The sequence below is a fragment of the Streptomyces spinosisporus genome (assembly GCF_022698145.1).
GTDB lineage: Bacteria > Actinomycetota > Actinomycetes > Streptomycetales > Streptomycetaceae > Streptomyces > Streptomyces spinosisporus.
Map to the genome: position 1 here is coordinate 1 of NZ_JALDAX010000004.1, position 24,127 is coordinate 24,127.

The window sequence follows — 24,127 nt, forward strand, 5'->3', positions numbered from 1 at the left end:
GCCGTTGGGCCGTTCCGACGAGTGAGACTTTAGCGGATTCCCGACCCCCGCGCTAATCGGGGGCCTGCGTCCTTTCGAACGCGGATTCCTCATTTCGTAAATACGCATGCCAATAAAACGACAGCCGCCGGATCGACGACAGTCGAACAGTGGTTGGTACTTGCGGAATGGCTGTCCGGGGACCGACCGGAGTCGGAGCTCACGTCGGACAACTCGGAGAACACTACGTACCGGGCCTGGGCGTGTCAACTCGCCTGCGGGCCACACCCTGGAGGCGTAACCTGGGCTCATGACTACGCGTACGTGTACCCAGCTGTGGTGGGCCGCCTGACGGCGGCCGGACTCACGTATGCACTCAACGGCCGCCGCCTCGGCGGCCGTTCTCGTATCTCCTCCGGATCTCCGAGGGGCGGCCGCCCGGGACGGCGGCCCGAATCGGAGAGGGAGTAGAGATGACACGGGTCTTCAGTGGGATCCAACCGACCGGGCATCTGACGCTGGGGAACTACCTGGGGGCCATGCGGCGGTGGGTCGAGGCCGACCAGCATCAGGCTGACTCGTTGTTCTGTGTCGTGGACCTGCATGCGCTGACCGTGGAGCACGATCCGGCGCGGGTGCGCAGGCTGAGCCGGCAGGCGGCGACGCTGCTGCTCGCGTCGGGGCTGGATCCCGAGTTGTGCACGCTCTTCGTGCAGAGTCATGTGGACGAGCATGCGCGGCTGTCGTATCTGCTGGAGTGCGTGGCGACCGACGGCGAGATGCGGCGGATGATCCAGTACAAGGAGAAGGCCGCGAAGGAGGCCGCCCGCGGCAGAAGCGTGCGGGTGTCCCTGCTGACGTATCCGGTGCTGATGGCGGCGGACATCCTGGCGTACGGGACGGACGACGTGCCGGTCGGGGAGGACCAGGCGCAGCACGTGGAGCTGGCGCGGGACCTCGCGGTGCGGTTCAACCAGCGGTACGGGCACACGTTCACGGTTCCGCGGGCGACGCTTCCGCAGGTCGCCGCACGGGTCATGAATCTTCAGGAGCCGACGCGGAAGATGGGCAAGTCCGACGACTCCGGGCTCGGGGTCGTCTATCTGCTGGACGAGCCGGACGTCGTGCGGAAAAAGGTCATGCGCGCGGTGACCGACAGCGGACGCGAGGTTGTCTACGACCGGGAGGAGCGGCCCGGGCTCGCGAATCTGCTGGAGATCCTCGCGTCCTGCACAGGTGGGAACCCGGAGGCCCTGGCCGGTGTATATGAGTCGTACGGCTCCTTGAAGAAGGACACCGCAGAGGCCGTGGTCGAGCTCCTCAGGCCCGTACAGGAGAGGCACAGTGCGCTGTGCGCCGATCCCGGCTATGTGGAGGGGGTGCTGCGGGATGGTGCGGACAAGGCACGGGCGATGGCCCGGCCGACCGTGGATGCCGCTTATCGCGCGATCGGGTTGCTGCCGGCGGTCTCGGTCTCGGGGAGCGAGGCGGTCGATACGGACGTCGTCGACACGGGTGTCGTTGATACGGGTGCCGTCGATACGGGCGTCGCGCTGAACGCCGCTCGGTAGGCGCGTGGGCTGGTGGCGAGGCGCGATGCGAAGTGCTGGCGCATCGTGACCTCGCTGCCGAAGCCGGCGCGGCGGGCGACCTCGGGCATGGGCAGGTCGGTGCGTTCGAGGAGCCTCTGGGCTGCTGCGACGCGTTGATCGAGGAGCCAGCGCAGCGGCGTCGTGCCGGTCTCGGCGGTGAAGTGGCGGGCGAAGCTGCGTGCGGACATGCCCGCATGGGCGGCCAGATCGGCGACCGCGAGCGGTTCATGGAGGTGGCGCAGGGCGTATTCACGTACGTCGGCGAGGGCGTCTGCGTCGCGGTCCTCATGTGGGGTGGGGTGCTCGATGAACTGTGCCTGGGTTCCGGTGCGGAAGGGCGCGGTGACCATCGAGCGGGCGATGGTGGCGGCCGCTTCTGCGCCCTGGGCCCGGCGCACGAGATGGAGGCAGAGATCGATTCCGGCCGCGGTGCCGGCTGCGGTCCAGATGTTGTCGTCCTCGATGAAGAGGGCGTCGGGGACGACGGTGACATGGGGGTGGTGTGCGCGGAAGAGGTCGATGAGGTTCCAGTGGGTGATGGCGCGGCGGCCGTCGAGGAGACCGGCCTGGGCGAGGGTGAAGGCGCCGCCGCAGAGGGCCGCGATGGTGGTGCCGCGGGTGTGGGCGCGGCGAAGGGCGTCCAGGACAGGGGCGGGTGCGGGTGTGAGGTGGTCGTCGAGGCCGGGGATCACGATCAGGTCGGCTCGGGAGAGCCAGCCGAGGGTGCGATCGGGAAGGAGGGTGAGGCCGCCGCGCATGGCGACGGGTGTGGTGTCGGCGGCGACGCGGCCCAGGTCGAAGGCGGGGGCTCCGCGGTCGGTGCGGTCGGTGCCCCAGACCTCGGTGATGACGGAGACGTCGAAGGCGCGGACGCCTGGGAAGGCGACGAGGGCGACGCGGTACGCGTTCTTCGCCGCTCTCGCCGTCCTCTCGGCTCTCTCCGTCCTCTCTGCTCCCGTTGTGTCCATGGCTGGCAGTAAACCATCGATCGCTGTCTTTTCGCCCTCTGGGGCGGACGGACTCCTGTCGGGAGGATCGACGGTATGGAGATTGCAGAGAACGCAGCGCTGGTGGTCGTGGATGTGCAGAAGGGCTTCGACGAGGCCGACTTCTGGGGGACGCGGAACAACCCGGAGGCCGATGACAACATCGCTTCGCTGATCGACGTGTGGCAGTCGACGGGGCGGCCGGTCGTGTTCGTACGGCATGACTCGCCGAAGCCCGGGTCGCCCCTGCGGCTCGGGTACGAGGGGAACGACTTCAAGGAGTACGTGGAGCAGCGGCGCGGAAAGGGGGACGGTGGGGCTGAGCTGCTGATCACGAAGACCGTGAACTCGGCGTTCTACGGCACGCCGGATCTGGACGCCTGGCTGAAGGCGGAGGGGAGCGCGCAGTTCGTGGTGGCCGGGATCCAGACCAATATGTGCGTGGAGACGACGGCGCGGATGGGCGGGAATCTCGGGTACGACGTGGTGGTCGCGTACGACGCGACGTACACGTTCGATCTGGAGGGGCCGTTCGGCTGGCGGCGGAGTGCGGACGAGATCGCGCAGGCGTCGGCGGTGTCGCTGCACGGGGGCGGTTTCGCGCGTGTGGTGACCACCAAAGAGGTGGTGGACGCGGCTCGGTGACCGCCCCCGGTGGGCGTCAGTCCTTCTTGCCGGTGGCGAGCTGGCGGCTGCGGTCGCGGGCGGCTTCGAGGGCGGCGATGAGGGCGGCCCGTACGCCGTGGTTCTCCAGTTCGCGGATGGCGTTGATGGTCGTGCCCGCGGGGGACGTGACGTTCTCGCGGAGTTTGACCGGGTGTTCGCCGCTGTCGCGGAGCATGGTCGCGGCGCCGATCGCGGACTGGACGATCAGGTCGTGGGCCTTGTCGCGGGGCAGGCCGAGCAGGATGCCGGCGTCGGTCATGGCTTCGACCAGGTAGAAGAAGTACGCCGGGCCCGAGCCGGAGAGGGCGGTGCAGGCGTCCTGCTGGGACTCGGGGACGCGGAGTGTCTTGCCGACGGCGCCGAAGATCTCTTCGGCGTGGGTGAGATGGGCGGCGGTGGCGTGGGTGCCGGCGGAGATGACGGACATGGCCTCGTCGACGAGTGCCGGGGTGTTCGTCATGACACGGACGACGGGGGTGCCTGTGGCCAGGCGCTCCTCGAAGAAGGAGGTGGGGATGCCGGCGGCGCCGCTGATGATCAGGCGGTCGGCGGGGACGTGCGGGGCGAGCTCGTCGAGGAGGGTGCCCATGTCCTGGGGCTTGACCGTGAGGATCAGGGTGTCGGCGGTCTTGGCGGCTTCCGGGTTGGTGACGGGGGTGACTCCGTAGCGGCTGCGGAGTTCTTCGGCCCGTTCCTGGCGGCGGGCGGTGACCAGGAGGTCGGCCGGGGCCCAGCCCGCGCGGATCATTCCGCTGAGCAGGGCTTCGCCGATCTTTCCGGTGCCGAGGACTGCGACTTTCTGAGTCATGGCTGGGGTGCCCTCCGGGGGTTTTGTCGTCCGGGTTCATCCTCGCACCGGGGGTGGATGGACGGCTTGGTTGTCCGATGGGCGGTCACCTGGGGTGGGAGCGGTTCAGGCTGTCCTGCGTCGCAGGGTTGCCGCGCCGAGGCCCAGTACCAGGAGGGCGCAGCCCGCCACGATCAGGGCGTCGCGTACGAAGTCGGCGGTCATGTCGGTGTGTTTGAGGACTTCGTTCATGCCGTCGACGGCGTAGGACATGGGCAGGACGTCGGAGATGGCTTCGAGGGCGGGGTGCATGTTGGAGCGGGGGGTGAACAGGCCGCAGAGGAGGAGTTGGGGGAAGATCACGGCCGGCATGAACTGCACCGCCTGGAATTCGGAGGCCGCGAAGGCGGAGACGAACAGGCCGAGGGCGGTGCCGAGGAGGGCGTCCAGCAGGGCGACCAGCAGGAGCAGCCAGGGGCTGCCGGTGACGTCCAGACCCAGGAACCAGACCGCGAGACCGGTGGCTAGGGCGGACTGGATGATCGCGATGATGCCGAAGGCGAGGGCGTAGCCGGCGATCAGGTCGCCCTTGCCCAGGGGCATGGCGAGGAGGCGTTCGAGGGTGCCGGAGGTGCGTTCGCGCAGGGTGGCGATGGAGGTGACCAGGAACATCGTGATGAGCGGGAAGATGCCGAGCAGCGAGGCGCCGATGTTGTCGAAGGTGCGCGGGCTGCCGTCGAAGACATAGCGCAGCAGGAACAGCATCACGCACGGGATGAGGATCATCATCGCGATGGTGCGCGGGTCGTGGCGGAGCTGGCGCAGGACGCGGGCCGCCGTGGCGGTGGTGCGGGAGGCGTTCAGGGCGCGGACGGGGGTGGGCGTGGTCGCCGTACCGGCCGTGGGGGTTGTCGTGGTCATCGGGTGGTCTCCTTCTCGCGGGCAGCGGCCGTCGCCTCGTCGACGAGGTGCAGGAAGGCCGCCTCGACCGTCTCGGAGCCGGTGCGGGTGCGCAGGGCGTCGGGGGTGTCGTCGGCGAGGATCTCGCCCTCGCGCATCAGCAGCAGGCGGTGGCAGCGTTCGGCCTCGTCCATGACGTGGGACGAGATGAGGAGCGTGGCGCCGCGGTCGGCGGCGATGGAGTGGAAGAGGGTCCACAGGTCGCGGCGCAGGACGGGGTCGAGGCCGACCGTCGGCTCGTCGAGGACCAGGAGTTCGGGGGTGCCGAGGAGCGCTACGGCGAGGGAGACGCGGCTGCGCTGACCGCCGGAGAGGTTGCCGGCGAGGGCGTCGGCGTGGCTGGTGAGGTCCACGTCGGCGAGGACCCGGTCGACTTCCTGGCGGCGGTCGGAGGTGGAGCGGCCGGGGGTGAGGATCGCCGTGAAGTAGTCGAGGTTCTGGCGGACGGTGAGGTCGTCGTAGACGGAGGGGGCCTGGGTGACGTAGCCGATGCGGGTGCGCAGGGTGGGGTGGCCTGCGGGGCGGCCCAGGACTTCCAGGGTTCCGGTGACCTTGGCCTGGGTGCCGACGATCGAGCGCATGAGGGTGGACTTGCCGCAGCCGGAGGGCCCGAGCAGGCCGGTGATCTGGCCGCGGGGGACGGTGAATTCGAGGCTTCGCAGGACGGTGCGGGGACCGCGGACGACGGTGAGGCCTTCGGCTCGGACGGCGGGGGTGCGGGGCGCGGGGGGATCGGTCGGTGGGCCCGAAGCATTATTCATCATGCGATGAATAATGCTCGGCGGCACGGGCGTCGTCAAGCGACACGGGCGTGGAGGTGCGGGTGCGGGCGGGTGCGCGGGCGTGCGGTGGCGGCGGTGATGTCGGCGGTGATTGGCGTGTTCGGCCTGGGGGTTCAGTGCGGCGGTGGTGGCCGGCTGCACCGCGGACCGCGCGCGGGCCCGCGCGCGAACTACGACCGGGGCTGCTGGCGCGGGGCGCGGGGAACGCGGGGCGCGGGGAACGAGGGGCGCTGCCCATGACCGACGTGGTCGTGCGCACATGGTGAAGGTGCAGGCGGGGGTGCGGGCTAAGGCGTCACGCGCACTGCCCGGGGTGCTGGAGCGGCATGTGGGCCCCGCCGGCCGCGGTGCAGCCGGTCCTCCGTGGCGGCGTTCGTGCGCGGTCGGACCTCGGGGACGGGTTGTCCGGCGAGGTCAGGAGTTGGTGGCCACCAGGAGTTCGACGACGTAGGTCTCCTCGACGATTCCGTCCGGGAAGACTGAGAGGAGGTGTTCGCGCTCCTCTGTGAGGAAGGCTGTTGCGCGCTCCTCGCCGTGCACCAGGAAGATCGAGTGGCTGCCGATGTTGGCGAGGTGGGTGTCGACGGGGACGTGGCGGCTCCAGCGGACCCGGCGGTGGGTGAACCGGAGGCGGCCGCTGGGGTCGGCGAGGGCGGTGCGGACGCCGCTGCCGTTGCGGTCGACGACCTTGTCGGTGCCGAAGTGGCGTCCGATCCGGACGGTCTGCGCGTCGATCCAGGGCACGTCCAGGGCGCTGGTGTTCCACCACAGCGCGAGCGCGCCTCCGGGGCGGAGCACGCGCAGGGCCTCGGGGACCGCGCGGGCGGTGTCGGTCCAGTGCCAGGCCTGGGCGTAGGTGAGGAAGTCGGCGGCGTCGGTGGCGAGGGGGAGGGCGTTGCCGTTGCCCCGGACGATCGGGATGCCGGGATGGGCGCGACGGAACTCCGCCGCCATGCCCTCGCCGGGCTCCACGGCGACGACGTCCGCGCCCCGGGCGGCCAGCAGCGAGGTCGCGATGCCGGTGCCCGCGCCTACGTCCGCGACGACCGCGCCCGCGAGGGGGCGCCCGGCGAGTTCCTCGATGGTGTCGAAGAGGGCCGGCGGATAGGAGGGGCGGTTCGCGGCGTACTGGGCTGCGGCAGCGTTGAAGGAATGAGCGCGCGTGGTGCGGGAGGAGGCCGTCATACGGCCATGGTGACTCGGTTACGTGCAAGGGGCAGCAAATTTTTGGTGAGACTGGCCCACGCCCACACCCACGCTCACGCCTGCGGCGAGCCGGTGCCTCTGCCGGTCAGCGTCCGCGGCGCTTCTTGGCCGGATTGCCCGAGCGGCGGGTGCCGCGCTTCTCGTACCGCGCGCGGGCCGCCTCGTACTCCTCCCGGTGGGACTTCTCTCCGGGGGCCTCGGTCAGGGAGCGGAAGAAGTAGGCGAGGAGGGAGCCGACGAAGCCGATGGCCAGCAGGCCGCGCAGGGAGGCCTGGCGGTCGGGGTCGGGGCGGCGGGTGAAGGACTCCCACGTGGTGCGGAAGGCCAGCGCACTGCAGATCGCGAACATGGCCACGACCAGGACGGTGACGAAGGAGCCGATGTCGGCGATCTGGAGGCCCTGGTAGGCGAAGCGCAGGACCAGACAGGAGACGACGGCGGCGACGAGCGAGCCGACGGCCGCGCCGACCCTGCGCAGGGCGTAGCCGTCGTCGTGGTTCACCCAGGTGGTGCCGAAGAAGCGCAGGGGTTCCGGGCGGGGGCCCGGGGAGCCCGCGGGGGATGCCGGGGTGCCGTTTTCGTCGCTCACGGGACGATTATGGCTCCGGGGCGGGGGCGGGCTCCCGCAGGGAGGGGACGCCCGGTCGCGGCGGGCATCCCCTTCGTGAGCAGGATCAGGACGTGCAGCGTTCGGCGACATAGCCGTCACTGCCGGTGAACACGTAGGCGTCGGCGACGAACTGCCCGTTCGCGATGTTGTCCCAGATGTTCGAGGTGCCGTAGGGACCCGTGACCCTCGTGCCCGGGGTCTGGCAGTAGATCGGCACCCTGGAGCCCTCCGGCAGGACCCGTACGACGCTGTAGCCGGTGCCGGGGCCGTTGCGGACGTTCAGCCGGACTCCCGGGGCCACCGAGTAGTAGCGGGCCGACGCTGCCGCCAGGGTCTCCGCCGCTTCCGCCCCCTCGGCACCCTCGGTTTCCTCTACGCGGTCAACAGACATGAAAAACCTCCCCCCTTGATCCCCATGACTGCCATGGGGCCCCTTTGATTCCCTTAAAACACGCCATGAAACACATGTACGTAACTCGCACGCGGAGACTAGCAAGCCGCCTCTGTCCCGTGCGGCACATCGACTAGGCTCCGAGCGTCGCGCGCGCGGACGAACAGCACGGGGGTGGTCCCATGGCGCCACAGGGAAACACCGGAGCGGGCGCGGAAGCGGAACTTCCTGAGTACGCCGGTCACTACCGGCTGGAGTCATGCCTCGGCTCGGGCGGCATGGGTGTGGTCCATCTCGCGCGCAGCACCTCGGGGATGAAGCTCGCGGTCAAGGTCGTACACGCCGAGTTCGCCAAGGACCCGGAGTTCAGGGGCCGTTTCCGGCAGGAGGTGGCTGCCGCGCGACGGGTGAGCGGCGCCTTCACCGCACCCGTCGTCGACGCCGACCCGGAGGCCGAACGGCCCTGGATGGCCACGCTGTTCATCCCCGGCCCCACGCTCTCCGACGAGGTGAAGCGGAACGGCCCCATGCCTGCCGCGCAGTTGCGTCGGCTGATGGCCGGGCTGGCCGAGGCGCTGCGCGACATCCATCGGGTCGGCGTGGTGCACCGGGACCTCAAGCCGAGCAACGTGCTGCTCGCGGACGACGGTCCGAAGGTCATCGACTTCGGCATCTCTCGGCCAAAGGACAGCGAACTGCGCACCGAGACCGGCAAGTTGATCGGCACCCCGCCGTTCATGGCGCCGGAGCAGTTCCGCCGGCCGCGGGAGGTCGGGCCCGCCGCGGACATCTTCGCGCTCGGGTCCGTGCTGGTGCACGCGGCGACGGGGCGGGGGCCGTTCGACTCCGACAGCCCGTATGTCGTCGCCTACCAGGTCGTGCATGACGAGCCGGATCTGACCGGCGTACCGGACAACCTCGCGCCGCTGGTGCTGCGTTGCCTCGCCAAGGAGCCCGAGGACCGGCCCACGCCCGACGAGCTCATGCGTGAACTCCGGTCGGTGGCGGCCTCGTACGACACGCAGGCCTTCATACCGGCGCAGCGCACCGGCATACCGGTGCAGCGCACGGACGGCGTGCCGAAGCCCGCCGGGCCCGGGGAGCCGCAGCGGAGGCCGCGAAGACGCCCCGGCAGGAAGGCGGTTCTGACGGCGGCCGTGGCGCTCCTCCTCGTGGCCGGAGCGGCGCTCGCCTCGGTCCAGCTGCTCGGTGGCGGCGGCCCTGCGCCGGAGGACGGCCACTCTTCCACGGCGTCTGCAGCGGGGTTCCGCGCGTGGTCGGTGAAGCCGGTGCCCAAGGACGTGGGTGCACCGCAATGCTCGTACGGGACACGGCAGTTGATCTGTGCCAGGCCAGGGGTGGTCTTCGCGCTGGACCCGTCCGACGGCGCCGTGCTGTGGCGCCATGCGGTCACCAAGGGGTTCACCACCGTGCCGCCGGTCCTCGCGGGCGGCCTCGTCCAGCCGCAGATCCAGCAGGGCCCGCGGCTCCAGGCGCTCGAACCCGCCTCCGGCACGGCCCGTTGGCAGCGCACGACGTCGGCGTACAGCGGCATACGGGCCGCCGGGGGCATGCTGCTGCTCACGCACACCGACGGGACGGTCACCGCCGTGGACGCGGCGTCGGGCGAAACCAGGTGGAGCCGTCGAATACCGGGCGTGGCCAAGCCGTACTTCGTCTCCTTCGCCGGGGATCCGCTGGCGTACACGACCGAGTCCCTCGACGGTTCGAGCACGCAGGTCACCGCCGTGGACCCGACGTCGGGATCAGTGCGTTGGGCGGCACGGCTGCAGGGGAACCTGACCCCGGTCGGCGTCCACGACGGCTCGGTCTTCTTCCTCTCCGTCGACAAGGCCTACGGCGACACCGACGCCGTCGTCCGCCACGACCCCGTGTCCAAGAGCACGCGCCGGGTGGCGCTGCCCGTCGCGCGGCCGAACGCCCAGGCGACCGTGCGGGGCAACGTCGTGTACGTCCTGGGCTCGGACGGTTCGCTGGACGCCATCGGCGTGGACGCACGCAAGCGTCTGTGGCATCTCGAGACGTCCGTGAGCCGCAGTTCGGCACCCGTCGCCGACGGCCGTCACGTGTACCTCTCCGCGGGCGACGGGCGGCTGCTCGCCGTCGACGCCGCCAAGGGGCGCCTCGTCGGACAGACCCCGGCGCGATCGGGCGCGGAGTCCCAGGTGGCCTCGTCGCTGCCCGGCCCGGTGGTCGCCGGTGGTCGCGTCTACGCCACCGCCACCGACGGCACCGTCTTCTCCGTCGACGCCCGCGACCCCGGCGCCTGGTGACGGGCTGAAGAGCTTTCGGGCTGAGGCAGGCGAAAGGGCCGCCCCCGAAGGAACGGCCCTGACGCGATCGTTCACCGACTGCGTCCGGTTCAGCCCAGCTTCGACACGTCCCGCACCGCGCCCTTGTCGGCGCTGGTGGCCATCGCGGCGTAGGCGCGCAGGGCCGCGGAGACCTTGCGTTCGCGGTTCTTGGGGGCGTAGGCACCGCCCAACGCGGCCTCGCGGCGGGCCAGTTCGGTGTCGTCGACCAGCAGCTCGATCTGCCGGTTCGGGATGTCGATACGGATGCGGTCGCCGTCCTCGACGAGGGCGATGGTGCCTCCGGCGGCCGCCTCCGGGGAGGCGTGACCGATGGACAGGCCGGACGTGCCGCCGGAGAAGCGGCCGTCGGTGACCAGGGCGCAGGCCTTGCCCAGGCCGCGGCCCTTCAGATACGAGGTCGGGTAGAGCATCTCCTGCATGCCGGGGCTGCCCTTGGGGCCCTCGTAGCGGATGACGACGACGTCGCCCTCCTTGACCTGCTGGGTGAGGATCTTCTGGACGGCCTCCTCCTGCGACTCGCAGACGACCGCCGGGCCCTCGAAGGTCCAGATCGACTCGTCGACGCCGGCCGTCTTCACCACGCAGCCGTCGACGGCGAGGTTGCCCTTGAGGACGGCGAGGCCGCCGTCCTTGGAGTACGCGTGGTCGACGGAGCGGATGCAGCCCTCGGCCGCGTCCTCGTCCAGCGCCTCCCAGCGCTCGGACTGGGAGAACGCCTCGGCCGAGCGGACACAGCCCGGGGCCGCGTGCCACAGCTCCAGCGCCTCCTGGGACGGGGAGCCGCCGCGGACGTCCCAGGTCTTCAGCCAGTCCGCGAGGGAGGGGCTGTGGACCGCGTGCACGTCCTCGTTCAGCAGGCCCGCGCGGTGCAGCTCGCCGAGGAGGGCCGGGATGCCGCCGGCGCGGTGCACGTCCTCCATGTAGTACGTGCGGTTCTTGGCGACGTTCGGGGCGACCTTCGCCAGGCAGGGCACACGGCGCGAGACCGCGTCGATCTCCTCCAGGCCGAACGGGACGCCCGCCTCCTGCGCCGCCGCCAGCAGGTGCAGGATCGTGTTGGTGGAGCCGCCCATCGCGATGTCGAGGGCCATCGCGTTCTCGAAGGCGGAGAAGGAGGCGATGCTGCGGGGCAGGACCGTCTCGTCGTCCTGCTCGTAGTGGCGCCGGGTGATGTCCATGACCGTGCGGGCCGCGTCCACGTAGAGCTGTTTGCGGGCCGTGTGGGTCGCCAGGACCGAGCCGTTGCCCGGCAGGGAGAGGCCGATGGCCTCGGTCAGGCAGTTCATCGAGTTGGCGGTGAACATGCCGGAGCAGCTGCCGCAGGTCGGGCAGGCGTTCTCCTCGATACGGAGCATGTCCGCGTCGGAGATCTTGTCGTTGACGGCGTCGGACATCGCGTCGACCAGGTCGAGCGTGCGGACCGTGCCGTCGACGAGCGTGGCGCGCCCGGCCTCCATCGGGCCGCCGGAGACGAACACCGTCGGGATGTTCAGGCGCAGGGCCGCGTTCAGCATGCCCGGCGTGATCTTGTCGCAGTTGGAGATGCAGACCAGGGCGTCGGCGCAGTGCGCCTCGACCATGTACTCCACGCTGTCCGCGATCAGGTCGCGGGAGGGCAGGGAGTAGAGCATGCCGCCGTGGCCCATCGCGATGCCGTCGTCGACCGCGATGGTGTTGAACTCGCGCGGGATGCCGCCCGCCTCGACGATCGCCTCGCTGACGATCCGGCCGACCGGCTGCAGATGGGTGTGGCCCGGCACGAACTCCGTGAAGGAGTTGGCGACCGCGATGATCGGCTTTCGGCCGATGTCCGCACCGGGTACACCGGAGGCGCGCATAAGGGCGCGGGCGCCCGCCATGTTGCGGCCGTGGGTGACTGTGCGGGACCTCAGCTCGGGCATCGTCGCTCGCTCCTTCAGACAGATAGGGCTGTCACCGAGGTTACGCCCGTCATCCAGGGGTCGGGACGCGGTGTCCGCAATACGGGACGTGCGTCTCGCCTGATCTCGGACGGCGTGGTGTACGAGGCGGCTCAGGGACCGGTCAGATGTCCCTGCACCACCGGCGCCACCCGCTCGATGATCTGCTCGATGTCCGCCGAGACCAGCGGCTCCACCTTGATCACGTACCGCAGCATGGCGCACCCCACGAGCTGTGCCGCCGCCAGCTCGGCGCGCAGCTCCGCGTCCGGCAGATCCAGCCGGGAGGCGATCCGGCGCAGCAGCTGGGAGGCGACGAGGCGGCGGAAGACGGCGGCCGCGGCCTCGTTGTTGACGGCGGAGCGCACGATCGCCAGCAGGGGCGTCCGGGAGGTGGGGTTCTCCCAGATGCCGAAGATGAAGCGGGTCAGCCGCTCGCCGACCTCGTCGGGCGGGCCCTCGGCGAACGCCTCCGGTGCGTTCAGCGCGGGCGCGAAGGCGACCTCGATGGCCGTCTCGAAGACCTGCTCCTTGGTGCCGAAGTAGTGGTGCACCAGGGCCGGGTCCACGCCGGCCGCCTTGGCGATGCCGCGCACGGACGTCTTCTCGTACCCGCGCTGGGAGAACTCCTCGCGGGCGACGCTCAGGATGCGGTCGCGGGTGTCGGCGGACTCGGTACGGGTACGGCGGCCACGGCGCCGGGAGGCGGTGTCGGTCACGGCCGGGGCACCTTCACCGGGGAGGCGAGGTGGAGCCGGGTGAAGGCCAGCGCCTCCGCCAGATCGGCCTCGCGTTCGGCGCCGGACATCGCGCGCCGGGTGTTGACCTCGATGACGACATGGCCGTCGAAGCCGCTCAGCGCGAGCCGCTCCAGCAGCTCGGCGCAGGGCTGGGTGCCGCGCCCGGGGACCAGATGCTCGTCCTTGGCGGAGCCCCTGCCGTCGGCGAGGTGGACATGGCCGAGGCGGTCGCCCATGCGGTCGACCATGTGCATCGCGTCGACCCGGGAGGTCGCGCTGTGACTGAGGTCGATCGTGAAGTGACGGTAGTCCTCCTTCGTCACGTCCCAGTCGGGGGCGTACGCGAGCATCTCGCGGTCGCGGTAGCGCCACGGGTACATGTTCTCGACGGCGAACCGCACATCCGTCTCGTCGGCCATGCGCCAGATCCCGGTGACGAAGTCGCGTGCGTACTGCCGCTGCCAGCGGAACGGCGGGTGCACGACGACCGTGTCCGCCCCGAGCTTCTCCGCGGCCGCCCGGGCGCGCTGCAGCTTGACCCAGGGGTCCGTGGACCACACGCGCTGCGTGATGAGCAGGCAGGGGGCGTGGACGGCCAGGACGGGGATGCGGTGGTAGTCGCTGAGTCTGCGCAGCGCCTCGATGTCCTGGCTGACGGGGTCGGTCCACACCATGACCTCGACTCCGTCGTATCCGAGGCGCGCGGCGATCTCGAAGGCCGTCGCCGTGGACTCCGGGTACACCGAGGCCGTGGACAGCGCGACCTTCGCATCCGGGATGCGCACGACTGGCTCCGCCATGCTGGAAAGGTTACGGGTTGGGGTCGGCTGCCGCGGGACGCCTATGCGCCGTTGTGGGGTTCGCCATAGGCGAGCGCGGCGTGCGGGCGCCTGGTGGGGGTGGCGTACGGCTGCTCGCGCGGTTCCGCACGCCCCTTCGGCACTACACCGACCCCATGTGATCCAGGCGGCGCAGGATGACGCCCTCGCGCAACGCCCAGGGACAGATCTCGAGTTTGTCCACGCCGAACAGGTCCATGGCGCCCTCGGCCACCAGCGCCCCGGCGAGGAGCTGGCCCGCGCGGCCCTCGGACACTCCCGGGAGTTCGGCGCGCTGGGCCGCCGTCATCCCGGCCAGCCTCGGGACCCAGGCCTCAAGGGACTCCCGCTTCAGCTCCCGCTGGACGTAGAGGCCCTCCGTGGAGCGTGCGGCGCCCGCGATACGGGCCAGCTGCCTAAAGGTCTTGGAGGTGGCGACCACGTGGTCGGGGGTGCCGAAGCGGGCGAACTCGCCGACCGTGCGGGCGATCTCGGCACGCGCGTGGCGGCGCAGGGCGCGTATCGCATCCGGGTCGGGCGGGTCGCCGGGCAGCCAGGCGGCGGTCAGCCGGCCCGCGCCGAGCGGCAGGGAGACCGCGGCGTCGGGCTCCTCGTCGATGCCGTACGCGATCTCCAGGGAGCCGCCGCCGATGTCCAGCACCAGCAGCTTGCCCGCGGACCAGCCGAACCAGCGGCGGGCGGCGAGGAAGGTCAGCCGGGCCTCCTCCTCGCCCGTGAGCACCTGCAGCCCGGCGCCGGTGTCCTCCCGCACGCGCGTGAGGACGTCGTCGGCGTTGCTGGCCTCGCGCACGGCGGAGGTCGCGAAGCAGATCAGGTCCTCGACGCCCTTGTCCTCGGCGGCCTGCATGCACTCCTTGACGACGTCGATCAGCTTGCCGATGCCGTCGGGGTCGATCGCACCGCTGTCGTCGAGGATTTGAGCCAGGCGCAGTTCCGCCTTGTGCGAGTGCGCGGGCAGCGGGCGCGCGCCCGGGTGCGCATCCACCACCAGCAGATGCACCGTGTTGGATCCCACGTCGAGGACACCGAGTCTCATGTACGGAACGCTACTGCCAGCTGGGCGGTCCTCCGTAGGGGATGGTGCTGTGGGAGCCGTAGGCTGGTTCCGTGCCAAAGACGAAAACGGCGAAGAAGGACAAGTCCGCCAAGGGTTCTGCCAAGGGTTCCGCGAAGGTGAAGCCGGCGAGGACTGCGAAGCAGTCGAAGAAGGACCTGGAAGCCGACGAGAAGGGCCTCGACTTCGCGCGCGCGTGGGTGGAATTCCCTGATCCGGCGGACGACGAGCAGGTCTTCCGGTGCGATCTGACATGGCTGACCTCCCGCTGGAACTGCATCTTCGGCAGCGGCTGCCAGGGCATCCAGGCGGGCCGCGCGGACGACGGGTGCTGCACTCTCGGCGCCCACTTCTCCGACGAGGACGACGAGAAGCGCGTCGCCGGGCATGTGGCGAGGCTCACCCCGGAGATCTGGCAGAACCACGCCGAGGGCATGGAGCACGGCTGGGTCTCCGAGGACGAGGACGGCGACCGTCAGACGCGCCCTTTCCAGGGCTCCTGCATCTTCCAGAACCGCCCCGGGTTCGCGGGCGGTGCGGGCTGCTCGCTGCACATCCTGGCCCTGAAGGAGGGGCGGGAGCCGCTGGAGACCAAGCCCGACGTGTGCTGGCAGCTGCCGGTGCGGCGGACCTACGACTGGATCGACCGGCCCGACGACACGCGCGTCCTGCAGGTCTCGATCGGTGAGTACGACCGCAGGGGCTGGGGTCCGGGCGGCCACGACCTGCACTGGTGGTGCACCTCGGCGACCTCGGCCCACGGCGCGGGCGACCCGGTCTACGTCTCCTACCGCGCGGAGCTGACGGAACTGATGGGCAAGGCCGGCTACGACCGCCTGGTGGAACTCTGCGAGGAACGCCTGGCCGCCCAGCTGCCCCTGCTGGCACCGCATCCGGCAGATCCGGTCGACTAGGACGCCCCGGACGCCCGCGCGGCGCACAAGGCCGACCAGGGCGGCCCGCACCTACGCCCCCCGCCCACCCCAGGCTCGGCGCCCGCCCGAAGTGACGTATCCGCCCGAGGCGTTCGGTCACGATTTCGTAGGGCTCGGGTCGCCGCTGCAGCAGGGCGGCGGCATCGAACTCGTCGGCTGCCCGCCCCGCATCCGACGCCGCACGCGGACGACCAGGGCGGCCCGCGCTCACGATCCCCGCCCGCCCCGGGCCCGGCGCCCGCCCGGACCGCCACCTTCGCCCGGGGCGCGCGTTCACGACGTCGTAGGGCTCGGGTCGCCGCTGCCGGAAGGTGGGGGCGTCGAGCTCGTCGGGGCGCTTGGGGTGGGGTCGGTGGGGGTGGGGTCCGGGGGTGTGGACGTGGGTGGGGTGCTCGACGGGGGGTTCGACGGGGTTGGGCTGCTGGGTGTGGGGTCCGCGGAGGATGGCGGGCCGGACGGGCTGCTCGGGGCCGAGGAGCCCGGGGCGGGCGCGCTGCCGTAGCCCTCGATGGAGACGACGGCGCCGGCCGGTGCGACGGCCACCCGTGCTCTCCAGGGGCCGGAGGGCTCGCGCAGATGGTCGACGTACACCTTGATCGTCAACGAGTGGCCGGGTTCGAGCGTTCCCGACGACTGGCTCAGGTAGAGCCAGGACGCTCCGGTCGAGGCGGACCAGTGCACCGGCGCGGGTCCGGTCGCGGTGAGCGTGACGAGCGTGGTGTCGCCGCTGTTGCCTGCCGAGACGTCGAGATGCCCGCCCTTGCGTCCGGTCCCGGCGACGCTGACGACCTCCACGGAGACGTCCGGCGCATTGCCCTTGCCGAAGCGGCCGCCCGGCTTGCTGCTGGCGTTGCCGGCGTTCTCGTAGCCCCCGCCCGCAGCCTCTCCGTCGAGGCTGCCGGGTCCGTGTGCCTCGCTGGCCGTGGCGGGATGGCCGTCCGTGCCCCCGCCGGCCGGCTCGCCGCGGTAGGCCGCCCACAACGCGAGCACCGGGGCCGCCACGACGGTGGCGACGACCGTGGTGGTCACGGCACGCGCGCGTAGCCGGTCCCTGCGGGCGGCGCGGTCTTTGGGGTCCATCGGGAAGCCGCGCCGGTCGAACCGCGGGACGGCGGCGCCACGCGCGCGTGGATGGTGCGCGACCGCCCGGTGCAGAACCGCGCGGGGCGCCTCCAGGACTGGCAGTTCGGCCGGGGTGACCATCGCGCCGGGCCAGCGGCCGGGGATCGCGCGCTCCGCGCTGCGGCGGCACCGGGGGCAGTCGTCGACGTGCCGGACGAGCTCCTTGCGCAGGGCCGAGCTGAGCACCAGCTGGTTGTCCCCGGTGAGCCGCGCCACACCCGGGCAGCCGCCCGCCTCGACGACGGCGAGCGCCGCGCGCGTGCGCTCGACCTCGCAGGCCGCGGAGGCCAGCAGTTCGCGCGCGGTGGCCAGGTCCAGGCCCAGCACGGCGGCGACCTCGTGGGCGGCGAGGTGGTGGCGCACGGCGAGTTCGAGCGCCTCTCGCTGCTCCGGGGTGGTGCCGGCGGCCTCCGGCCAGGCGAGCAGGGCCAGTTCGCGGCGGCGCTGCTCCAGGACCTCGTCGGCGACGGGCGGGCCGTCGGGGTGCTGCCGCTCGGCACCGGTGCGGCCCGCCGCGTGCGTGCCCTGACGTTTCTGCTTGGCCTCGGCCAGCTTGCGCAGACAGGACCAGCGGGCCAGCGCGTACAGCCAGGCCCTGCGGTCCCCCGCCGCCTCCGGACCCCGGCGCCGCTCGGCGAGCGCGAGGGCGTCGCCGAGGGCCGCGGTCGCCGCGTCGTGGTCGCACAGCACGGACAGGCAGTAGGTGAACAGCCCGTCGAGATACGGCTCGTGGCGCGCGGTCGGCCGCTGCGCCAGCGTGCGCGCCGCGGCGCGGTCGCGTGCCTCCCGGCGCGCCCGGTGTGCGCCGGTGATACGGGGCGAGGTCTCCGAACTGCTGCTCATCACCCGTGGACCGTAGGCGGCTGGGGATGGCACGTTCTCCCCCCTTGAGCACTTTTAATCCATACGGGTGAAACGATCCCTCAATCGGGGACAGGAACGGTTCGTTCCGTGGCCGGTTCGGATGGGTGGTGGCTCATTCACGGCGCGAGAGAAGTCGGCGCCCCCGATGAACTTCCGCGCCCTGCGGCGTTGTCAGTGGCCTCGGTTACGGTTCTCGGCATGGCTGCCCGTACGAAGACCGCCAAGGAGCGCCCGTCCTACCGCTGCAAGGAATGCGGCTGGCAGACGGCCAAGTGGCTCGGTCGCTGCCCCGAGTGCCAGGCCTGGGGGACGATCGACGAGTACGGCGCGCCTGCGGTGCGGACGACGGCGCCGGGGCGCGTCACCACCTCCGCCGTGCCCATCGGCCAGGTCGACGGCCGCCAGGCCACCGCCCGCAGCACCGGGGTCCCGGAGCTGGACCGGGTGCTCGGCGGCGGCCTCGTCCCCGGCGCGGTCGTGCTGCTCGCGGGCGAGCCCGGCGTCGGCAAGTCGACGCTCCTGCTGGACGTGGCGGCCAAGTCGGCGAGCGACGAGCACCGCACGCTGTATGTCACGGGCGAGGAGTCGGCGAGCCAGGTGCGGCTGCGCGCCGACCGCATCGGCGCCATCGACGACCATCTGTATCTCGCCGCCGAGACCGATCTGGCCGCCGTCCTCGGCCACTTGGACGCGGTGAAGCCCGCGCTGCTCATCCTGGACTCCGTGCAGACCGTCGCCTCCCCGGAGATCGACGGCGCCCCCGGCGGCATGGCCCAGGTGCGCGAGGTCGCCGGCGCGCTCATCCGCGCCTCCAAGGAGCGCGGCATGTCCACCCTCCTGGTGGGCCATGTCACCAAGGACGGCGCCATCGCCGGACCGCGCCTGCTGGAGCACCTCGTGGACGTCGTCCTCAACTTCGAGGGCGACCGGCACGCGCGCCTGCGCCTGGTGCGCGGCGTCAAGAACCGCTACGGCACCACGGACGAGGTCGGCTGCTTCGAACTGCACGACGAGGGCATCACGGGCCTCGCCGACCCAAGTGGACTTTTCCTGACCAGACGTGACGAACCGGTCCCCGGCACCTGTCTGACGGTCACGCTGGAGGGCCGCCGCCCCCTGGTCGCCGAGGTCCAGGCGCTCACCGTCGACTCGCAGATCCCCTCCCCGCGCCGTACGACCTCGGGCCTGGAGACCTCCCGCGTCTCGATGATGCTCGCCGTCCTGGAGCAGCGCGGCCGGATCAGTGCGCTCGGCAAGCGGGACATCTACTCCGCGACGGTCGGTGGCGTGAAGTTGTCGGAGCCCGCCGCCGACCTCGCCGTGGCCCTCGCGCTGGCGTCGGCCGCGAGCGACACCCCGCTGCCCAAGAACCTGGTCGCGATCGGCGAGGTCGGCCTTGCGGGCGAGGTCAGAAGGGTCACGGGCGTGCAGCGCCGGCTCGCCGAGGCGCACCGCCTGGGCTTCACGCACGCGCTCGTTCCGGGCGATCCCGGCAAGATCCCTCCCGGCATGAAGGTCCTGGAAGTCGCCGACATAGGAGACGCTCTGAGAGTCCTTCCACGCTCCCGTCGCCGAGAGGCCCCGCGGGAGGAGGAGGACCGCCGGTAGACTTTGCCCAGGTCTCGCCCGTCCGTACGAACAGAATGTGCGACACGGGGGCGCCCCAGAACCTGCGACCGGAGGAGTGCAGTGGCAGCCAACGACCGGGCAGCAGCTCCCGGAAAATCCGGTGGGAGTTCCGGTGCCGATGGCCTGATGCGCGCCTCACTGAGCGCCGTGGCTCCCGGCACGGCATTGCGCGACGGGCTCGAGCGGGTACTCCGCGGCAACACCGGCGGTCTCGTCGTGCTCGGCTTCGACAAGACCGTCGAGTCCATGTGCACCGGCGGCTTCGTGCTGGACGTCGAGTTCACGGCCACCCGCCTGCGCGAGCTGTGCAAGCTCGACGGCGGCATCGTGCTGAACTCCGACCTGTCGAAGATCCTGCGGGCGGGCGTGCAGTTCCTGCCCGACGCGACGATCCCCACCGAGGAGACCGGCACCCGCCACCGCACGGCGGACCGGGTCAGCAAGCAGGTCGGCTTCCCGGTCGTCTCGGTGTCGCAGTCCATGCGCCTGATCGCGCTCTACGTCGACGGCCAGCGCCGCGTCCTGGAGGACTCCGCGGCGATCCTCTCCCGCGCCAACCAGGCCCTCGCGACCCTGGAGCGCTACAAGCTCCGCCTGGACGAGGTCGCGGGCACGCTGTCGGCGCTGGAGATCGAGGACCTGGTGACGGTCCGGGACGTCTCGGCGGTGGCCCAGCGCCTTGAGATGGTTCGCCGTATCGCCACCGAAATCGCTGAATACGTGGTCGAACTGGGCACGGACGGCCGTCTGCTGGCCCTGCAGCTCGACGAGTTGATCGCGGGCGTGGAGCCCGAGCGCGAACTGGTGGTCCGGGACTACGTCCCCGAGCCCACCGCCAAGCGCTCCCGCACGGTCGACGAGGCGCTCAACGAACTGGACGCCCTCACCCACGCCGAGCTCCTGGAACTGCCCACGGTGGCAAGGGCGTTGGGTTACACGGGAGCCCCGGAGACGCTGGACTCCGCGGTCTCGCCGCGCGGCTTCCGGCTGCTGGCCAAGGTGCCGCGGCTGCCGGGCGCCATCATCGACCGTCTCGTGGAGCACTTCGGCGGCCTGCAGAAGCTGCTCGCCGCCAGTGTCGACGACCTGCAGACCGTCGACGGGGTCGGCGAGGCCCGGGCGCGCAGCGTGCGCGAGGGCCTGTCGAGGCTGGCGGAGTCGTCGATCCTGGAGCGGTACGTCTGAGAGAGCGGTACGTCTGAGAGCTGGGGGGCGCTCGACGCCCACCCCTCACTCGGCGCCCACTCCCTTCAGCCCCCACTCACCCCCGTACGCCCCTCAGTCCGCCTTCAGCAGGAACGACGTCTGCGCCTTCGTGAACCCGGGTGCCGTCGCCTCCACCAGATAGGTGCCGGCCTTGGCGGAGCCCGCCGGAGGCGTGGCGCACTCGGGGGCGCTGGGCTTGCGGTTCCACTTCACCGTGTAGGTGATGCTGGTGTCGGCGGGCGCCCGGAAGACCAGGTGGCCCGAGCCCTTGGGGCAGTCGGCGGAGGACCAGTAGTCGTCGTCGCTGCCGGCCTGCGTGATCGTCAACACCGCGCTCTTCGGGCCGAGATCGATCTTGCAGTCGTAGGGCGAGGTGTTCGCCGCGGTCAGCAGCAGGGTGGGCGTCTGGCCGGGCGAGTAGGTGTTGTGCAGGCTGCGCACGCTCAACCGCACGGCGCTCGCGGAGCAGTTGGGCAGCGTGGAACCGTCCGCGACCGTGTCGCCGTTGCCGACCCCGACACTGGAACCGGTGCCGGCCGCACCGCCGCCGCCCGCGCCTTCGGAACCTCCCGTTCCGGCACCGGAACCGCTCCCGCCCCCGGCGCCGCCCGCGGAGCCGGCCCCCGAGCCGCCGGAGGACCCCGAACCGCCCCCGGAATCAGACCCGCTGGAGCCTGAGCCACTCGACTCGTCGCGTCCGCCCGGCGCTTGACTGATCGCGGGACCCGAACTGGACGGCCCCGCACTGATCGTGGGCGCGGGACTCCTGCCGTTCGACTTGTCGTCCTTCTTGCCGCCGCCACCGCCCGAGGTGACGATCCAGGTGATCAGCAGCGCCAACAAGGCGGCCACAGACACGAGTACGGCCCTCCGACGCCAGTAGATGGAGGAGGGAAGCGGCCCGACAGGATTACGCAGAGATCCCACGGCGCAAACTGTACGAGAGATCGGCGCGTTCGCTTGCCACACCCGCCGCCAGTACCTCAACTTTTCCGGATCATCATCCCGGTCCGCACACCGTCGAGGCCCGTGCGACGCACCGCGGGTGGCACGACGGCCCAACCGCCCGCCGCCGTGGCAGGATCGAAGACGCCATGACTGCGCCAACGAAGCCTCCGCACAGCAGCCCCGCCGACGGCCCCGCGGGGCCCCCTCCCGGCGAGGACCTCCACACCCCCGTCATCGACTGGTTCGACGAGCACGCCCGGGAACTGCCGTGGCGGCTCCCGCAGGCCGGCGCCTGGGGGGTGATGGTCAGTGAGTTCATGCTCCAGCAGACCCCCGTCAGCCGCGTACTGCCCGTCTACGAGCAGTGGCTGGCCCGCTGGCCGCGCCCCGCCGACCTGGCCAAGGAGGCCCCCGGCGAGGCCGTCCGCGCCTGGGGCCGGCTCGGCTACCCGCGCCGCGCCCTGAGACTGCACGGCGCCGCCGTGGCCATAACGGAGCGGCACGGCGGCGACGTACCGACCGACCACTCCCAGCTCCTCGCGCTGCCCGGCATCGGTGAGTACACGGCCGCGGCGGTCGCCTCCTTCGCCTACGGCCAGCGGCACGCGGTGCTCGACACCAATGTCCGCCGGGTCTTCGCGCGTGCCGTCACCGGCGTCCAGTACCCGCCGAACGCCACCACCGCCGCCGAACGCAAGCTGGCCCGCGCCCTGTTGCCCGAGGACGAGAGCACGGCCTCCCGCTGGGCCGCCGCCTCGATGGAGCTCGGCGCGCTCGTGTGCACCGCCAAGAACGAGTCCTGCCACCGCTGCCCGATCGCCGCGCAGTGCGCCTGGCGGCTCGCGGGCAAGCCCGCGCACGAGGGTCCGCCGCGGCGGGGTCAGACGTACGCGGGCACCGACCGCCAGGTGCGGGGCAAGCTGCTCGCCGTGCTGCGCGAGGCCCACGGGCCCGTGCCGCAGGCGGTCCTCGACCGGGTGTGGCACGAGCCGGTGCAGCGGGCGCGAGCGCTCGACGGGCTCGTCTCGGACGGTCTCGTGGAGCCACTGCCCGGTGGTCTGTATCGCCTTCCGTCGACGTAGGGCGCCGTGACCTCACGGCGCATCACAGCCCGCCGCTCCGCCAAATCCCCCTGAAACACCGCACTTCGGTGCGCGTGTTTACCCCGTTCCTACGTTCGTTACACAACCGACGGACAGCCGAGTGCCAGCCGCGGGCTGCTTCGGACAACGCCGTGACAACGCCTCCGTAGCTTCATTGGCACAAGGAAGGGACCGACGGCGAGGGGCCGGTCGGGAACGGGGATCGGGAGGCGGTTCGACATGGCGCAGGGCGAGGTGCTCGAGTTCGAGGAGTACGTCCGCACCCGGCAGGACGCGCTGCTGCGCAGCGCCCGCCGGCTGGTCCCGGACCCGGTGGACGCCCAGGACCTGCTGCAGACGGCGCTGGTGCGGACGTACCACCGCTGGGACGGCATCGCGGACAAGCGCCTCGCCGACGCCTATCTGCGCCGGGTGATGATCAACACCCGCACGGAGTGGTGGCGGGCGCGGAAGCTGGAGGAGGTCCCGACCGAGCAGCTGCCGGACGCCTCGGTCGAGGACTCCACCGAGCAGCACGCGGACCGCGCCCTGCTGATGGACATCATGAAGGTTCTGGCACCCAAGCAGCGGAGCGTCGTCGTCCTGCGACACTGGGAGCAGATGTCGACGGAGGAGACCGCCGCCGCCCTCGGAATGTCGGCGGGAACGGTCAAGAGCACGCTGCACCGGGCGCTCGCCCGGCTCCGTGAGGAGCTGGAGAGCCGCGATCTGGACGCACGTGCGCTGGAGCGTGGGGAGCAGGAGCGTTGCGCGGTCTGACGGACTCGGGCCGAGGGACCTTGCAGGCGGCGTTCACGGCGGTGGCCGTGCTCGCCGCCCTTGCCCTTTTCGTCTCCGCCTGCGCCACCGGCGGCACCGGCGCCCGAGACGAGGGCCCGGCGCACGCGGCCTCCGACTCGGTGGCGGGCGCGGCGGTCTCACCGACTCCCAGCCCTTCGAAGGCGCCCGCACGAGTGGACGCGGTCAAGCTGGTCAAGGACGACCCGAAGGTCTCGGCCGAGGTCAAGCGCGATCTCAAGCCGTGCGTCGCCGACGAGTACCCGGTCGACGTGTCCTACGGCGAGCTGACCGGAGGATCGTCCGACGACATCGTGGTGAATGTGCTGACCTGCGGTGACGCGGTCGGCCTCGGCTCGTATGTGTATCGCGAGGACGGCGGCCGGTACGAGAATGTGTTCCAGGCCGAGGAACCCCCGGTCTACGCGGAGATCGACCGCGGCGACCTGGTGGTGACCAAGCAGGTGTACGAGAAGGGTGACCCGGTGTCGAGTCCGTCCGGCGAGATCGTGACGACGTACAGCTGGACGGCGGGCCGCTTCCTCAAGCGGTACAACACCCGCAACGACTACAGCAGCGCCGTCGGGGGCGGGGCGTCGCCGTCGCCCGCGCCGTGAACCGCCCGGGCAGGTCGCACCGATCCACCGGCGGGGAACGCCGGCCGCACGCACGCCACGACCGACACGAGAACTGAGA

The 24,127-nt window shown here is 71.4% G+C and carries 21 protein-coding genes and 1 pseudogene; 9 read left to right on the forward strand and 13 right to left on the reverse strand.

Going from position 1 to position 24,127, the window contains the following annotated elements; translation table 11 throughout:
• Window positions 1–452: 452 nt before the first annotated feature.
• Window positions 453–1,469, forward strand: a pseudogene (gene trpS / locus MQN93_RS11445) (tryptophan--tRNA ligase); the annotation flags it as partial.
• Here trpS and MQN93_RS11450 read toward each other — a convergent pair.
• Window positions 1,418–2,539 carry a GlxA family transcriptional regulator gene (locus tag MQN93_RS11450; RefSeq protein WP_242709407.1) on the reverse strand — a complete coding sequence of 374 codons (1,122 nt, stop codon included), beginning with the start codon at window positions 2,537–2,539 and terminating at the stop codon, window positions 1,418–1,420. The pseudogene trpS and the gene MQN93_RS11450 overlap by 52 nt on opposite strands.
• 75 nt (window positions 2,540–2,614) lie before the next feature.
• On the opposite strand from MQN93_RS11450, the gene MQN93_RS11455 reads away from it, so the two are divergent.
• Complete coding sequence (locus MQN93_RS11455; protein ID WP_242709408.1) at window positions 2,615–3,202, forward strand: cysteine hydrolase family protein; 588 nt, start codon at window positions 2,615–2,617, stop codon at window positions 3,200–3,202.
• Window positions 3,203–3,218: 16 nt separating this feature from the next.
• Here the strand turns inward: MQN93_RS11455 and proC are convergent, their stop codons facing one another.
• The 6 genes from proC to MQN93_RS11485 form a co-directional block, all read right to left on the reverse strand.
• A complete protein-coding gene (gene proC / locus MQN93_RS11460) occupies window positions 3,219–4,031 on the reverse strand; it encodes a pyrroline-5-carboxylate reductase (protein WP_242709409.1) in 813 nt (270 codons plus the stop codon).
• Between the two features lie 105 nt (window positions 4,032–4,136).
• Window positions 4,137–4,931, reverse strand: coding sequence for an ABC transporter permease (locus MQN93_RS11465; RefSeq protein WP_242709410.1), 795 nt, complete (start codon window positions 4,929–4,931; stop codon window positions 4,137–4,139).
• Complete coding sequence (locus MQN93_RS11470) at window positions 4,928–5,734, reverse strand: ABC transporter ATP-binding protein (RefSeq protein WP_242709411.1); 807 nt, start codon at window positions 5,732–5,734, stop codon at window positions 4,928–4,930. Before MQN93_RS11470 ends, MQN93_RS11465 begins: the two co-directional genes overlap by 4 nt.
• Window positions 5,735–6,166: 432 nt before the next feature.
• Window positions 6,167–6,937, reverse strand: a complete 771-nt coding sequence (locus MQN93_RS11475; RefSeq protein ID WP_016437476.1) for a class I SAM-dependent methyltransferase — start codon at window positions 6,935–6,937, stop codon at window positions 6,167–6,169.
• 106 nt (window positions 6,938–7,043) lie between these two features.
• The gene (locus MQN93_RS11480; protein WP_016437475.1) at window positions 7,044–7,547 is read right to left on the reverse strand and encodes a hypothetical protein; all 504 of its coding nucleotides are present in this window, start codon (window positions 7,545–7,547) and stop codon (window positions 7,044–7,046) included.
• A gap of 85 nt (window positions 7,548–7,632) precedes the next feature.
• Entirely contained in the window at window positions 7,633–7,959 is a 327-nt protein-coding gene (locus tag MQN93_RS11485; RefSeq protein WP_016437474.1) for an SH3 domain-containing protein, read from the reverse strand.
• Between the two features lie 182 nt (window positions 7,960–8,141).
• Between MQN93_RS11485 and MQN93_RS11490 the strand changes: the two genes are divergently transcribed.
• Complete coding sequence (locus MQN93_RS11490; protein WP_242709412.1) at window positions 8,142–10,253, forward strand: serine/threonine-protein kinase; 2,112 nt, start codon at window positions 8,142–8,144, stop codon at window positions 10,251–10,253.
• Window positions 10,254–10,342: 89 nt separating this feature from the next.
• Here the strand turns inward: MQN93_RS11490 and ilvD are convergent, their stop codons facing one another.
• From ilvD to MQN93_RS11510, 4 genes are all read right to left on the reverse strand, one after another.
• Window positions 10,343–12,196, reverse strand: coding sequence for a dihydroxy-acid dehydratase (gene ilvD, locus MQN93_RS11495; protein WP_242709413.1), 1,854 nt, complete (start codon window positions 12,194–12,196; stop codon window positions 10,343–10,345).
• Between the two features lie 131 nt (window positions 12,197–12,327).
• The gene (locus MQN93_RS11500) at window positions 12,328–12,933 is read right to left on the reverse strand and encodes a TetR/AcrR family transcriptional regulator (RefSeq protein WP_242709414.1); all 606 of its coding nucleotides are present in this window, start codon (window positions 12,931–12,933) and stop codon (window positions 12,328–12,330) included.
• A complete protein-coding gene (locus MQN93_RS11505; protein ID WP_037783441.1) occupies window positions 12,930–13,754 on the reverse strand; it encodes a sugar phosphate isomerase/epimerase family protein in 825 nt (274 codons plus the stop codon). Before MQN93_RS11505 ends, MQN93_RS11500 begins: the two co-directional genes overlap by 4 nt.
• A 142-nt stretch (window positions 13,755–13,896) precedes the next feature.
• The gene (locus MQN93_RS11510) at window positions 13,897–14,829 is read right to left on the reverse strand and encodes a Ppx/GppA family phosphatase (RefSeq protein ID WP_016437469.1); all 933 of its coding nucleotides are present in this window, start codon (window positions 14,827–14,829) and stop codon (window positions 13,897–13,899) included.
• Window positions 14,830–14,900: 71 nt separating this feature from the next.
• Here MQN93_RS11510 and MQN93_RS11515 point away from each other — a divergent pair, with 71 nt between their 5' ends.
• Entirely contained in the window at window positions 14,901–15,761 is an 861-nt protein-coding gene (locus MQN93_RS11515) for a DUF3109 family protein (RefSeq protein ID WP_372504337.1), read from the forward strand.
• Window positions 15,762–16,055: 294 nt separating this feature from the next.
• Here MQN93_RS11515 and MQN93_RS11520 read toward each other — a convergent pair whose 3' ends face one another.
• Window positions 16,056–17,750 (reverse strand): BACON domain-containing protein, encoded by a 1,695-nt coding sequence (locus tag MQN93_RS11520; RefSeq protein WP_242709415.1) that lies wholly within the window; start codon window positions 17,748–17,750, stop codon window positions 16,056–16,058.
• Window positions 17,751–17,966: 216 nt separating this feature from the next.
• Between MQN93_RS11520 and radA the strand changes: the two genes are divergently transcribed.
• Together radA and disA are read left to right on the forward strand one after the other, a co-directional pair.
• Complete coding sequence (gene radA / locus MQN93_RS11525; RefSeq protein ID WP_016437466.1) at window positions 17,967–19,376, forward strand: DNA repair protein RadA; 1,410 nt, start codon at window positions 17,967–17,969, stop codon at window positions 19,374–19,376.
• Between the two features lie 81 nt (window positions 19,377–19,457).
• Window positions 19,458–20,582, forward strand: coding sequence for a DNA integrity scanning diadenylate cyclase DisA (disA, locus tag MQN93_RS11530; protein ID WP_037783437.1), 1,125 nt, complete (start codon window positions 19,458–19,460; stop codon window positions 20,580–20,582).
• A 93-nt stretch (window positions 20,583–20,675) separates the two neighbouring features.
• On the opposite strand, the gene MQN93_RS11535 is transcribed toward disA, so the two are convergent.
• A complete protein-coding gene (locus MQN93_RS11535) occupies window positions 20,676–21,530 on the reverse strand; it encodes a hypothetical protein (RefSeq protein WP_242709416.1) in 855 nt (284 codons plus the stop codon).
• A gap of 167 nt (window positions 21,531–21,697) precedes the next feature.
• On the opposite strand from MQN93_RS11535, the gene MQN93_RS11540 reads away from it, so the two are divergent.
• The 3 genes from MQN93_RS11540 (at window position 21,698) to MQN93_RS11550 (ending at window position 24,048) form a co-directional block, all read left to right on the forward strand.
• Window positions 21,698–22,633: an HhH-GPD family protein gene (locus MQN93_RS11540; RefSeq protein WP_016437463.1), complete on the forward strand. Its 936-nt coding sequence runs from the start codon at window positions 21,698–21,700 to the stop codon at window positions 22,631–22,633.
• A gap of 240 nt (window positions 22,634–22,873) precedes the next feature.
• Window positions 22,874–23,413 carry a SigE family RNA polymerase sigma factor gene (locus MQN93_RS11545; protein ID WP_016437462.1) on the forward strand — a complete coding sequence of 180 codons (540 nt, stop codon included), beginning with the start codon at window positions 22,874–22,876 and terminating at the stop codon, window positions 23,411–23,413.
• The gene (locus MQN93_RS11550; RefSeq protein WP_242709417.1) at window positions 23,401–24,048 is read left to right on the forward strand and encodes a hypothetical protein; all 648 of its coding nucleotides are present in this window, start codon (window positions 23,401–23,403) and stop codon (window positions 24,046–24,048) included. The genes MQN93_RS11545 and MQN93_RS11550 overlap by 13 nt, the downstream gene beginning before the upstream one ends.
• Window positions 24,049–24,127: the final 79 nt, after the last annotated feature.

Bases quoted from the DNA above. Each gene is read 5' to 3' on its own strand.
- radA (WP_016437466.1), top strand. From the start codon at position 17,967: ATGGCTGCCCGTACGAAGACCGCCAAGGAGCGCCCGTCCTACCGCTGC.
- MQN93_RS11470 (WP_242709411.1), bottom strand. From the start codon at position 5,734: ATGATGAATAATGCTTCGGGCCCACCGACCGATCCCCCCGCGCCCCGC.
- MQN93_RS11510 (WP_016437469.1), bottom strand. From the start codon at position 14,829: ATGAGACTCGGTGTCCTCGACGTGGGATCCAACACGGTGCATCTGCTG.
- MQN93_RS11490 (WP_242709412.1), top strand. From the start codon at position 8,142: ATGGCGCCACAGGGAAACACCGGAGCGGGCGCGGAAGCGGAACTTCCT.
- ilvD (WP_242709413.1), bottom strand. From the start codon at position 12,196: ATGCCCGAGCTGAGGTCCCGCACAGTCACCCACGGCCGCAACATGGCG.
- proC (WP_242709409.1), bottom strand. From the start codon at position 4,031: ATGACTCAGAAAGTCGCAGTCCTCGGCACCGGAAAGATCGGCGAAGCC.
- MQN93_RS11485 (WP_016437474.1), bottom strand. From the start codon at position 7,959: ATGTCTGTTGACCGCGTAGAGGAAACCGAGGGTGCCGAGGGGGCGGAA.
- MQN93_RS11450 (WP_242709407.1), bottom strand. From the start codon at position 2,539: ATGGACACAACGGGAGCAGAGAGGACGGAGAGAGCCGAGAGGACGGCG.
- MQN93_RS11505 (WP_037783441.1), bottom strand. From the start codon at position 13,754: ATGGCGGAGCCAGTCGTGCGCATCCCGGATGCGAAGGTCGCGCTGTCC.
- MQN93_RS11455 (WP_242709408.1), top strand. From the start codon at position 2,615: ATGGAGATTGCAGAGAACGCAGCGCTGGTGGTCGTGGATGTGCAGAAG.
- MQN93_RS11545 (WP_016437462.1), top strand. From the start codon at position 22,874: ATGGCGCAGGGCGAGGTGCTCGAGTTCGAGGAGTACGTCCGCACCCGG.
- MQN93_RS11540 (WP_016437463.1), top strand. From the start codon at position 21,698: ATGACTGCGCCAACGAAGCCTCCGCACAGCAGCCCCGCCGACGGCCCC.
- MQN93_RS11465 (WP_242709410.1), bottom strand. From the start codon at position 4,931: ATGACCACGACAACCCCCACGGCCGGTACGGCGACCACGCCCACCCCC.
- MQN93_RS11475 (WP_016437476.1), bottom strand. From the start codon at position 6,937: ATGACGGCCTCCTCCCGCACCACGCGCGCTCATTCCTTCAACGCTGCC.